This is a genomic window from Janthinobacterium sp. SUN120 (assembly GCF_030397735.1).
Classification (GTDB): Bacteria; Pseudomonadota; Gammaproteobacteria; order Burkholderiales; family Burkholderiaceae_D; genus Janthinobacterium; species Janthinobacterium kumbetense.
Map to the genome: position 1 here is coordinate 1 of NZ_JAPUBW010000010.1, position 13,628 is coordinate 13,628.

Annotated in this window: 3 protein-coding genes; all 3 read right to left on the reverse strand. The window is 65.3% G+C overall.

The window, feature by feature from the left end:
- Positions 1 to 1,620, reverse strand: a 1,620-nt coding sequence (locus tag O0879_RS28420; RefSeq protein WP_289920012.1) for a condensation domain-containing protein, incomplete at its 3' end; no start/stop codon positions are given.
- Between the two features lie 177 nt (positions 1,621 to 1,797).
- A complete protein-coding gene (locus O0879_RS28425; RefSeq protein WP_289920014.1) occupies positions 1,798 to 6,489 on the reverse strand; it encodes a type I polyketide synthase in 4,692 nt (1,563 codons plus the stop codon).
- Between the two features lie 20 nt (positions 6,490 to 6,509).
- A partial coding sequence (locus O0879_RS28430; protein ID WP_289920016.1) for a non-ribosomal peptide synthetase occupies positions 6,510 to 13,628 on the reverse strand: 7,119 nt, incomplete at its 5' end.

Consider the following 13,628-nt stretch of genomic DNA (forward strand, 5'->3'; position numbering starts at 1 on the left):
CCCGCGCAGGTAGTGCGCCAGGCGGTTGGCGCGCGCATTGAGCTCGCGGTAAGTCAGCGACTGGTCCTCGAACTTGACGGCTTCCGCTGCGGGGCTGCGCAGCACCTGCTCCTCGAACAGCGCATGCAGTGTCTGGCCGTGTGCGAATTCTTTCGCCGTGCTGTTCCAATCGACCAGCAGTTGCTGCCGCTCGCCTTCGGCCAGCATGCACAGCTCGCGGACCGGCGCCTGCGGATTGGCTATAACCGCCATCAGCAGCGTCTGCAAATGCTCGGCCATCCGCTCCACCGCGGCGCGGTCGAACAAGTCGGTGTTGTATTCGAAGTTACCGCCAAGTCCATCCTCCGCCTCGACCAGCGTTAGCGTCAGGTCGAACTTCGCGACCTGTTGTTCGACGCCCATCGGCCTGAGCGCCAGGCCGGGCAGATCCAGCTTGCCCGCAGGCGTGTTCTGAAGCACCAACATCACCTGGAACAATGGACTATGGCTGGCATTGCGTGCCGGCGCCAGATGCTCCACCACCTGTTCGAACGGCACGTCTTGATGGGCATAGGCATCCAGCGTAGCCGCCTTGACCTGCGCGAGAAGCTCATCGAAGCGCTGCGCCGCATCCACCCGCGTGCGCAGCGCCAGAGTGCTGGCGAAGAAACCGATCAGCGGCTCAAGCTCCGCCCTTTGGCGATTCGCGATCGGCGTGCCGATGCAGATGTCATCCTGGCCGGCATAACGGCTGAGCAGCACATTGAAGGCCGCCGCCAGCGTCATGAACAAGGTGGCCTGCGCCTGCTGGCCAACGCGGTGCAAGCCGCTGGCGATGTGCGGTGGGAACAGCAGCGGTACATTGCCCCCTTCGTGGGTCTGCACCGCCGGACGCGGACGATCCGTCGGCAGCGACAGCAAGGCCGGTGCGCCGTGCAATTGGGTTTTCCAGTAGTCGAGCTGCTTCTGCAGTGCCGTACCAGCCAGCTGCTCGCGCTGCCAATGCGCAAAGTCGGCATACTGCAGCGCCAGTTCCGGCAACTGCGGCGCGGTCCCTTCGACAAACACGCTGTACAAGGCGGCCACTTCGCCGATCAGTACCCCCATCGACCAGCCATCGAAGACGATATGATGGAACGTCAACAGAAACACATGAACGTCCTCGCCCATTGCAATGAGCCGGGCACGCAGCAAGGGGCCGGCTTGCAGGTCGAACGGCGCGCGCGCCTCGTCCCGCACCAGCGCCTCAGCCCGGGCCTGCCGTTCGCCCGGCGGCAGTGCGCTGATATCGACGACCGGAATGGCCAGCCGGAACTCGGGGGCGACCACCTGCACCGGCGCGCCATCGACAAGATCAAAGGTCGTGCGCAGCACTTCATGGCGGCGCACGATCTCGTTGAGCGTGCGCTCGAGCGCGGCGCGGTCCAGTCGCCCCCGGATTTCAAACGCGCCGGGCAGGTTGTAGGCCGCGCCCCCATCGGTGAAGCGGTCGATGAACCAGACCCGCTCCTGTGAATACGAAAGAGGCAGCAAACCCGCGCGGTCGGCCAGCGCAATCGACGTCGGCTGCTGCGGCTCATCCTCCGCCAGCAGCAGAGCAAGGAGTTCCTCTTTCATTGATTCCAGCGAGCGCTCGGTCATACGATGGTGCCTCTCAAAAGATAAGTAAATGAATGTCGTTGTCTGTCCCGGAAGCGCGAATGGGTGGATGTCAGCGGCTCCGGCAGGGATGCTCACCCTCACCTTGCATCCTCGCTTACAGGAACGCAAGGACCGCCTGGCAGAGTCGCCAGGTAGGGCAAAATGGCCTGAGGTCTATCACGCCAGTGGAGTTTGACTGGCTTTCAGACGTTTCTTTTCGGCGAGCAAGGCGGCGATTTCCTCTGGCGACATGGCGTCGATGCTCTTCTGCACGGAGACCTTGGCGGCGGCCATATTCTCCAGCCTTGCGGTTTCGGCCTGCACCCGGGCCGCTTCGATCTGCGCCGCCAGCGCAGCGATGGTGGTCGCCTCAAACAGGCTTCGCAGCGGCAGGTCGACCTGCAAATGCTTGCGCACATGCGACAGCACCTGCGTCGCCATCAGGGAATGGCCGCCCAGGTCAAAGAAGTCGTCATGGACGCCAATCGCTTCCATGCCGAACAGGTTCTGCCAGATGCCGGCCAGCGTCTTCTCGACATCATTGCCGGGTGCCGCATAGGCCACCAGCAGGTCGGAACGAGTGACGCCCTGTCCACCAGCCACCGATTGCGGCTTTTCGGCGTCCAGCGCCGACCGGTTGACATCGGCGATGTGCCCGGCCGTGACCGCAAACGCCAGCGGCGAGACGATCAGCTGGGGCAGTCGGGACGCCAGCAGGACATCGAACACGGCCTTCGCATCGCGTTCGGCAATGCCGTTCGACATCAACGCGGCAAGGCCGGAGCCATCCTCCGTCAGATGCTGCGGCAACCTGGCGCGCGCCATCATCCCGGCATCCTTCCAGATCGTCCAGTTGACCGACAGGACGTTGCCACCCGCTTGCAAGCTGTCGCGATGGGCCAGCGCGTCCAGGAAGGCATCCGCTCCCGCCGCATCGGCCTGGCCGGCGAAAGGCAGCACGGCATTCATCGACGAGCACAGGATGACGAAGTCAAGGCGCGAGAAGTCGAAGATCTTGCTCAGTATCGCCGCGCCAGCCAGTTTCGGCGCCAGTACCTGGCCCGCCTGCCCCCCCGGCGCCAGGCGCAGGGCTGCAGCACCGGCCTGTCCAGCCGCATGGAAAATGCCTTGCAGCTGACCGAATGCCAATATGGCGGCATCGGCCATCCGGTTCATGGCCGCTTCGTCAGCGACGTCGGCTGCAAGGTACAGCACGGCGGCGCCCAGCGCCTCCAGCGCTTGCAACTGGCCGATCTTGCGGCTGCCGGCGTCGTCGTCCGCATGCGCCCGAAGGTAGTCGCCCCACTCCGCCTTGGGCGGCAATGGCTGGCGCCCGGTCAGGGTGAGCGCGGGAGCGGAACGATTTTCGGCCAGATAGCGAGCGAAGGCATAGCCGACTCCGCCCAGCCCGCCCGTGATCAGGTAATGTTGACGGCTGCCGGAGACCGCCGGCAGCGTCCCGTGCACCGCCACTGACACCGGCTCGATGACTCGGCTCCAACGGTAACTGCCGCGCAACGCCACAATGGTTTCGGCTACGTCGCTGGACAACTCCGCCGCCAACAGCGCGCCAAGCCTGGCGCCGATTCCCTCGCCAGGCGTGACGACGATGTCCACGCTGCGGCTGCGGAGGTTCGCACATTCCAGGGCCATAACCTGGCATGGTCCGAGCAGGGTCGCCTTCTCGGGAGCGAGGAACTCGTCGCCGATGACGGCATAAAGCCCATTCGAGAGCACATTGATGGTCAGTGCGGCGTCGATGCCAAGCCGGCCGATCGCATGCGCGAGGAAGCGCATGCTGTAGAAGCCATCGTGCTGGTCGATGGCGCTGCCGCTTTGCGGCGGCGTCAGGCTCCAGCAATGGGTGATCCTGGCGGGCATGCCATGCCGTTCCATGCACAGTGACAGCAGGCGTTCGTAGTGAGCGGGTTGGGCGGCGTCGATCTCAATCCGTTCTGCGCTCACGGCGGCGAAATCGCCGCCCTGCGTGACGACGATGACCTGTTCGCCCCCGGCCCGGATCGCATCGATAACGGACTGGCTCAAGCCGTGGCGATCAGCCAGCACCAGATGCACCGTGGATGCAGCGGCAGCGCCGGGCACAGGGCCAGGCAAACGCTTCCAGGTCGGCGCGTAAAACCACTGCCCGACATCGGCGCGGCGGGTCCGGTCCGGGTGGGCCGCCGGCAGATCCACCGGCACGGGATCGTTGATCCAGTGCCGCTTGCGCGCGAAGGGATAGGTCGGCAGCGGAATGCGGCGACGGCGTTCCCGGCCACGGAAACGGTTCCAGTCGATTGCGACGCCATGCGTCCACAGCCAGCCAGCAGCACGCATCAGGGTGATGGCCGATGAGGTAGCCGACTTGGCGTCGGGCAGCGCACCGACCGCACGCACCTGAACACCCGCCTGGGCGTGCTGCCTGACCAGACTGGCCAGCGAGCGGCCCGGACCGATTTCGACAAACAGCGGCGCATGGCGCTGCATGAGCGTGCGCACGCCATCGGAAAAGCGTACTGCCTGGCGCAAATGCGCACACCAATAGGCGGGGCTGGTGGCCTGCTCGGCCGTGATCCAGCCGCCGCTTACATTGGAGACATAGGGAATGCGCGGCACATTCAGCTTGACGCGAGAGACCGCGGCCGCGAATTCATCGAGGATGGGGTCCATCATGCCCGAATGGAAGGCATGCGAAGTATGCAGGGGCTGAAATTCGATGCTCTGTGCACGCAGCACGCGCTCCAGCGCTTCGATGGCTTCGGCGCTGCCGGACACGCTGCAGATGGCCGGCGCGTTCACCGCGGCGATCCACAGGTCGCTGCCCATCATCGGTTGCAAGGCCGGCTCCGAGGCGTGTACCGCCAGCATCCGGCCGGCCGGCAATCCGGCGATCAGCTTGCCGCGCTGGGCCAGCAGCGCAAGCGCGTCCGGCAACGAGAAAACCCCGGCAAGACAGGCCGCCACGTATTCCCCAACACTGTGGCCCGCCATCGCGTCGGGCGATATGCCCCAATGCGCGAGCTGACGCACCAGCGCATATCCCACGGCGAACAAGGCCGGTTGCGCGATCTGGGTCTGGCGCAGCAGATCCTGGGCATGCCCGCCTTGCTCACCATCGGCGAACAGCACCGCGCGCAGGTCCAAGCCCAGCGCCGGCAGCAGGAGCTCAGCGCAACGGTCGATCTCGGTCCGAAACACTTCCTCGGTCTGGTACAAGTCCTTCCCCATGCCGGCATACTGAGCGCCCTGGCCCGGGAATATGAAGACGACGGAGTTGCCCTTGCCTTCCGCGACGGGCGCCGGTGCGGCCGTTTCCGTCTCCAGCTGTTCGATCGCATTGGCGACACTGCTGCACACCAACGCGCGGCGATAGCCGAAGGCGGTTCGTCCGACCTGCGTCGTATAGGCCGCGTCGGCCAGGCTGGTTTGCGGATGGTCGGCGAGGAAGCGCTGCAGATTGGCGCCCGCCGCTGCAAGCGCTTCCGGCGTCCTGGCCGACAGCAGCAGCACCTGGTCTGGCCGCGCCGACGGTTCCGTCGTCACGCGCGGCGGCTCCTCGACGATCACATGTGCGTTGGTGCCGCCGATACCGAAGGAACTGACCCCGGCCCGCATCGGCGTGTCCGTGGCGGCCAGCTGTTGCAGCGATGCGTTCACATAGAACGGGCTGTTGGCGAAGTCGATATGCGGATTTGCCTTGGTAAAGTGCAGGCTGGGCGCGATCTCGCGGTCCCTCACCGTCAAAACGGCTTTGATCAGCCCTGTCACACCGGCCGCCGTGTCGAGATGCCCCATATTGGTTTTCAGCGAGCCGATGGCGCAGAACTGCTTCTTGTCGGTCGACGTGCCAAACGCCTGCTGGAGTGCTCGCATCTCGATCGGATCGCCAAGTATGGTACCGGTGCCGTGCGCCTCCACATAGGAAATTGATTCCGGGTGTACGTCGGCCACGGCCATGGCCTCGGTAATCACTGCCGCCTGCCCGTTCACGCTGGGCGCCGTGAATCCCACCTTGTCGGCTGCATCGTTATTGATCGCCGAGCCGCGAATGACCGCGTGGATCGTATCGCCGTCCTCCAGGGCCTTGCTCAAGGATTTCAGTAGGACGGCGGCCACGCCATTGCCCGGCGCGGTGCCGGCCGCCTTTTCGTCGAAGGTCCGGCAGCTTCCATCGGGCGACATGATATCCCCCGGCTGGTACATATAGCCTTCCAGGCGCGTCTGCAGGCTCGCGCCGCCCGCCAGCGCCATGTCGCTTTCTCCGCTCAGTATGCTCTGGCAGGCCAGATGCACGGCCACGAGCGAAGTCGAACAGGCCGTCTGCACCGCCACCGCCGGACCGCGCAGGCCAAGATGGTAGGCCACGCGGCTGCACAGATAATCCTTCTCGTTGCCAATCTGGATTTGCTTCACGGAGACGGACTCCGCAAACTTGGCGTTTCCGTAGATCTTGTGGAGGAAGTAGGCGCTGTTCGAGGCGCCGGCAAACACGCCGATCGCGCCAGGGTAGGCCCCGGGCGCATAACCCGCATGCTCAAGCGCCTCCCATGCCACCTCCATGAACAGGCGCTGCTGCGGATCGGCCACTTCGGCATCCTTGGGCGTGAAGCCGAAGAACTCCGCATCAAAGCGGTCGAAGTCGGGCACAACGGTGCCGCGCTTGACGTAGTTCTTGTCCTCAAACACGCTGGCGGACACGCCCGCCGCAAGCAATTCCTCGTCACTGAAAGTACGAACGTTCTCGATACCGTTCTTGAGGTTATACCAGAACTCATCAACGTTTTTAGCGTCCGGGAATCGCCCTGCCATCCCGATCACAGCTACCGAATATGCATCATTGTTGAATTCCGACGAACTAATTGAAGTCATAGGTTTCTCAAGAATCATTGTTATTTGGAGCGGGCTGCAGAGCGCCTCTGCATGGCTTGGCGGCGATGCTGCCCCCGCTCCAGGCTTTCCGCATCGGCCGCCGCTGCCGAGGGCGAACTGTCCAAGGCCCCTGCCAGTTTTTCGATGGTAGGATATCTGAACAAATCGACCACGGAAAGGCTTTTCTGAAAATATTGCATGATTAGCACGTGCAGTCTGATGATGAGCAGCGAGTGCCCGCCCAGGTCGAAGAAATTGTCATGGATGCCGACCCGCTCGACGTTCAACAATTCACGCCAGAGCGCCACCAGCCGCTCTTCAGTATCGGTCTGCGCCGCGACATATTCGGCGCGCAGCAGGCCCCCGTCCGGCGCCGGCAAGGCCTTCCGGTTAATCTTGCCGTTGGCCGTCAGTGGCAGCTGATCGAGCACCATCCAGGCCGACGGCACCATGTGCTCGGGCAGAGCGCCGGCAAGGTAATCCTTCAACTGCGGTAGCAGTTGTCCGGCGTCCGCGCTGCCCTTGTGCGTGGTCAGGTAGGCGACCAGGCGCTGGTCGCCCGGACTGTCCTCGCGCGCCACCACCACTGCCTCGCGCACCGCCGCGTGCCGCGCCAGCCAGGTTTCGATTTCCCCCAGCTCGATGCGGAAGCCGCGCAGCTTCACCTGCTGGTCGATGCGGCCCAGGTATTCGATCCTGCCGTCCGGCAGATAGCACGCCAGGTCGCCGGTCTTGTACATGCGCGACATGTGCGCATCGGGCGCACCGAAGGGATTGGGCACGAAGCGCCCGGCCGTCAGCTCGTCCCGGTTTACGTAGCCGCGCGCCACGCCGGCGCCGGCGATATGCACCTCGCCGGCAACCCCGACGGGCACCGGGCGCGATTGCCCGTCGAGCAGGTAGATCTGCGTGTTGGCGATCGGCCGCCCGATCGGGATGCCGTGCTCCAGGTCCGTAATCGCGCACAGCGCCGACCAGATCGTCGTCTCCGTCGGGCCGTACATATTCCACACCACCGGCACGCGCCGCAGCAGTTCTTCCGCCAGCGCCGCCGACAGCGCCTCGCCGCCGCACAGCAACTTGAACGGCTTGAGCGGCTGGCCCTCGTACTGCCAGCCCTGTTCGACCAGCATGCGCCAGGTCGACGGCGTGGCCTGCATCATCGTCACGCCATGCCGGGCGATATGCCGGGCCAGTTGGGCCGGATCGGCTGCCACCTGGCGCGGCGCAATCACCGTCGCCGCGCCCACGCTCAGCGGCAGGAACAGCTCAAGGCCGGCAATATCGAAGGACAGTGGCGTCACCGCCAGCAGCACATCGTCAGCCACTATCCCCGGCTGCCCGCGCATCGCGTGCAGGAAGCTGTTCACGTTGCCATGGGTGACTCCGACGCCTTTCGGCTGACCGGTCGAACCCGAGGTGTAGATCACATACGCCAGTTGGTCCGCCGTGGCGCCGCCATCGGGCGCCAGGCCGGAGCCGACTGCGGCCTCCCAGCCGCCGTCCAGGCAAACGGTCACTACGTCGGCCGAAAGCAGCCCCAGCAGCGACTGCTGGGTCAGCAGCAGCGCGGGCCTGGCGTCCTCCAGCATGTAGGCCAGCCGCTCCTTCGGATAGCCGGGATCGAGCGGCACGTAGGCGCCGCCAGCCTTCAGGATGCCGAGCAGGCCGACCAGCATGTCCAGGTCGCGCTCGACGCAAATCGCCACCAGGCTTTCCCTGCCCACCCCCTGGCCGCGCAGGTAGTGCGCCAGGTGCTCCGAACGCTCGTCCAGTTCGCGGTAGCTCAATTGCCGGTCCTCGCACAGCACGGCCACCTGCTCCGGCGTGCGCGCGGCCTGCTGCCGAAACAGGCCGTGCAGGGTCTGGTCCTGCGCATAGGCTTGCGCAGTGTCGTTCCATTCCACCAGCAGCTGCTCGCGCTCCTGCGGCGGCAACACCTCGACGGCCGCTACCGGCGTGTGCGGCGCCTGCTCCAGCGCCTGCACCAGATTTTCCAGCGCCGTTTGCATATAGGCGCAAATGCGGCCCGGCTCGGCCTGCACACTGAGCTGCGCGGTCAGATCAAAGCCATCGCCCCAGTCATCTACCGCAAGGCTGAGCGGATAATTGGTGCGCTCTTCTGAGCGCAGCACCTCGGTTCCGCTCCATTCCGCATGCGCGGCGTCCTGGCTGACGGTGTTGTGCCGGTAATTCAGCAGGGCAGTGAATAGCGGTGCCGACGGTTCGACGGCGCTGCAGCGCTGCGCCAATGTCAGCGAGGCATGCTCGTGATGCATCAGCTCGGATAGCAGCGCCTGCGTCTTGCGCACGCTCTGCTCGACGCCATCCTGTCCGACACTGACGCGCACCGGTAAGGCATTGACAAAGATGCCGGGCACGCGCGCCATCGCTGCGCCACCGCGCATTCGGCCGAATAGCATGGTGCCGAACACCACGTCCTGCCGTCCGCTCAAACGGGCCAGGACCTGCGCCCAGGCTACGTGCATCAGGCTGGCCGGGCTGACGCCCAGCTTGCGCGTCTGCCGGCGAATCCGGCTGGCCAGATCCGCATCGAGCGCCTGTTTGGCCTCTGCCGTCGCGGCCCAGTCGGATTGAACATTGACCAGCCCTAAAGGCGCGGTCGGCTCGTCGATATCCGACAGCATGCGGCGGAAGAAGGCCTCGTGCTCCTGCTGGCTCACGCCAAGCCGGGCTTCGGCGACGAAATCGCGGAACGGTACCGGCCTGTCCAGCGCAGCCTCGCCCTTGCCAAGAATGGTGTCCACTTCGGTAGCGATGATCTCCAGCGTCACGTGGTCGGCGATCAGATGATGCAGCATGAGGCGCAACAGCCATCGGCCGTTGGCTCCATCATGGGCGGCAAAGCCGCGCATCAGCGGCGCCTGGCGCACATCGACGCGGAAGTGCCCCGGATTGTAGCGGGCCTCCAACTGGGCGGCGATGTCCCCGTCCCCGGCGTCGAAGTTGACCATCTGCATCGTCGCGGGCACCTGGCGCCACACCACCTGTACCGGCTCCCTCAATCCTTCCCACGCGATTGCCGTGCGCAGGATGTCATGGCGCGCCACCACCTTCTGCAGTGCCTGCGCAAACGCATCGAGCCTGGCGCGATCGTCGAACGCCAGCAGTGTCGGCGTCAGGTACACATCGCCTTGCTGCTGCAGGATGTGGTGGAACAGTATCCCCTGCTGCAGCGGTGCCAGAGGATAGATATCCTGCACATTGGCTGCACCGCCCGTGACCGTGGCAACGACGCGGTCGATCTCATCCTGACTCAGCTCGACCAGCGGCAGCATCGCCGGCGTGATGACCTGGCTCTCGGGCGGAATCAAGTTGGGCGGTATGACAACGGCGCGCTCGCGCTGTCCCAGCGCTTCGATCACGCCGGCAATCGTCGGCGCACTGAACAACGCACGCACGCTCGTTTCCACGCCGACCTGGTGCATCCGTTCGACCAGGCCAATCGCCAACAGTGAGTGGCCACCCAGTTCAAAGAAGTTGTCCTGGCGGCCTACGCGCTTGACGCCCAGCACCTCCTGCCAGATGCGCGCCAGCGCTTCTTCCACTTCGCCTTGCGGCGCTTCATATACCCTGGTCGCCAACGCGGACTGGCCCTGCGCAGACAGCGCATTGCGATCGAGCTTGCCGTTCGGCGTGAGCGGGAATCGCTCCAGCACCACGAAGGCGCTCGGCACCATGTATTCCGGCAGACCGGCCAGCAGGTGCTCGCGCAGCGCGGCGGCGGAAGCGTCCCACCCCTCCGCCAGTGTCAGATAAGCCACCAGGCGCTTGTCGCCCGTGGCGTCGTCACGGGCGATCACCACTGCCTCCTTCACGCCTACGCACTGCGCCAGACGGGCTTCGATCTCGCCCAGCTCGATGCGGAAGCCGCGCAGCTTGACCTGGAAGTCACTCCTGCCCAGGTACTCGATATTGCCGTCGGCCAGCCAACGGCCCAGATCGCCCGACTGGTACAGGCGCGCGCCGGCACGGCCGTTAAACGGATCGTCGATGAACCGTTCCGCCGTCAATTCCGGCAGGTTCAGGTAGCCGCGCGCCACGCCCACGCCGCCAATGTAGATCTCGCCCGGCACGCCAAGCGGCACTGGCTGCAGGTGCCGGTCCAGGATATAGACCTGGGTGTTGGCAATCGGACGGCCAATCGTGATCGCTTGGCCTGGCCGCAGTTCGGCCGTGCTGGCACAAACAGTATTTTCAGTCGGTCCGTAGGCATTGAATACCCGGCATACCGACAGCCACGGCGCCACAACCTGCGCACCGCAGGCTTCACCGGCCAGCACCAGAGCTTCCAACGCATAGCCCGCGCCGCTGTCCAGATGCGGCAACAGCGCCGGCGGCAGGGTCGCATGCGTGATGCCGTGCTCGCGCAGGAAGGTCTGGATCGCGGCCGGATTGTGTCGCTGTTCCTCGCTACAGACGTAGAAGGCCGCGCCGCGCAGCAGCGCCATGAGCCATTCGGACGTCGCCGCGTCGAAGCTCAGCGATGCCAGGCCGAGCACGCGGCTATCGTCGGCCACGCCGAACATGGCCTGCTGGCTGACCGCCAGGTTACAGGCGCCGCGATGCGCGATCTGCACGCCCTTTGGCTGCCCGGTCGAGCCGGAAGTATAGATCACGTAGGCCAGATGGGCAGGCTGCACCGCTGTGCGCGGATTGTCGCGGCGATAGCCGGACAGCGCCTGCCAGCCGCTGTCCAGGCTGACCACCTTGGCACCGTCGAGCGGCAGATTGGCCTGCAGTTGCGGCTGGGTCAGCACCACCGGAGGCCGGGAGTCGCCCAGCATATAGGCCAGCCGCTCGCGCGGATAGACCGGGTCCAGCGGTACATAGGCGCCTCCGGCCTTGAGGATGGCCAGCACGCCAACCACCATCTCGATGCCGCGCTCGACGCACAGTCCCACCAGCGTGTCGGCCGTCACGCCCTGTTCCAGCAGGCAGTGCGCCAGCTGGTTGGCGCGCTCGTTCAGTTCGCGGTAGGTCAGCGAACGGTCTTCGCACACCAGCGCCACCTTATCGGGCGTGCGTTCGGCCTGTTCCTCGAACAGCTGGTGGATGCACTGCTCATGCGGGTAGGCCGCTTCGGTCGCGTTGAGTTCATGCAGCAGGTAGTGCCGCTCATCGTCGCCCAGCAGCGGCAGGTCGTAGACCGGCGTCTGCGGCGCCGCCGCAATACCCTGCAGCAGCCGGTGGTAATGCGCGGCCAGCCTGGCGACCGTGGCCGCGTCGAACAGATCGACGTTGTAGTCGATCGACAGCGACAGGCCGTTCTCGTCTTCGCTGGCATGGAAGGTCAATTCGTACTTGGCCGCCACGTCCTGCCCGGACACCAGGCTGAATTGCGCGTCGTCCAGACTGACCGCCGCCACCGTACTCGCCTCGTCCATGCCCATGCTGAACATGATCTGGAACAGCGGGCTGTATTGCGTGCTGCGCTGGGGATTGATGCGCTCGACCAGATACTCGAACGGTACGTCCTGCCGGCTTTGCGCGTCGAGGTTGACCGCCTTGACCTGCTCCAGGTACTGGTCGAAGCGCGGGTTGCCCGACACGTCGGTGCGCAGCACCAGTGTGTTGACGAAGAAGCCGATGAGCTCTTCCAGCTCCTTCTGCAGCCGGTTGGCCACCGGCGTGCCGATCACGATGTCGCTGCTGTTGCCGTGCCGCGCCAGCAGCACGCTTAGCGCGGCGTGCAGCACCATGAACAGCGTGGCCTGCTGGTCCCGTGCGACCTTCTTCAAACCTTGGCACGTGGCAGTATCCATCGTGAAGCGGTGCTGCGCGCCACGGAAGCTTTGGTGCGCCGGGCGTGCCCGGTCCAGCGGCAGGCCGTGCACCGGTGGCAGGCTAGCCAACTGCTGGCTCCAGTATCCAAGCTGATCTTCCAACACCGGGCCGGCCAGCCACTCGCGCTGCCATTGCGCATAGTCGGCATACCGGATTGCCAGCGGGCCGTGGGGGTTGGCAGCACCGCTACGCAGCGCCTGGTACTGGTCCAGGAACTCCCTAACCAGCAGGCCCATCGACCAGCCGTCCGAGGCAATGTGGTGCATATTAAACAGCAGCACGCCCGCCTCCTCGCCCAGGCGGACGAAGCTGGCGCGCAGCATCACGTCGCGCACCAGATTGAACGGCGTTTCGGCATCGGCCAGCGCCAACTGCCGCGCGGCCAGTTCCCGCGCGCCGGGATCGAGCGACGTCAGGTCTCTTATTTTGATGCCAAACTCCACCTGCTCCCGGATCACTTGCCACAGCTGCTCGCCTTCACTGGCGAAGACGGTGCGCAGCGGCTCATGCCGTTCAATGATGCGCCGGAACGCCTGCTCGGCGACGGCGACGTCAAAGCGGCCCGTCACGCGCAGGGCGGACGGCATGTTGTAGTGCGAGCTGCCGCCGTCAAGCCGGTCCAGGAACCACAGGCGCTGCTGCGCGAACGACAGGGGAATAGATTCGCTGCCGCGCGCCTGCGCCGTCACCTGCGGGCGCGTGAACGCGCCTGTGCCGCAGTCAATGGCTGCCGCCAGCGCCGCCAACGAACCGTTGGCGAACAAGTCCTTGATTCCCAGCTCGACACCGAGCACGTGGCGCACTTCCGCCAACAGACGTACCGCCAGCAGCGAATGACCGCCCAGCGCGAAGAAGTTCGCTGTCGCGCCAATCTTGCCGACCTCCTGGTTCAGCAGGCCCGCCCAGATCGCGGAGAGCTCTATTTCGGTCTCGGTCTGTGGCGCTACGTACTGCTGCTGCGACAGGCTTGCATCCGGTACAGGCAGCGCCTTGCGGTCGACCTTGCCGTTCGGGTTCAGCGGCAGCGTATCGAGCGTCACCCACACGGATGGCACCATGTAGGCCGGCAGACTGGCCTGCAGGGCAAGCTGGAGCGCTGCGCTGTCAATGTCGATGTCGTTCCTGACCACATAGCCCACCAGGCGCTGGTCGCCCGGCTGGTCTTCGCGCGCCAGCACCACCGCGTCGCGCACCTGCGGCAGCGCGCGCAGCGCCGCCTCGATCTCGCCCAGTTCGATCCTCAGCCCGCGCAGCTTGACCTGATGGTCCAGCCGGCCCAGGTAGTCGATGTTGCCGTCGGCCAGGAAGCGCGCCAGGTCGCCCGTCTTGTA

Coding starts and splice junctions, on each gene's coding strand:
- O0879_RS28425 (WP_289920014.1), bottom strand. CDS start 6,489: ATGACTTCAATTAGTTCGTCGGAATTCAACAATGATGCATATTCGGTA.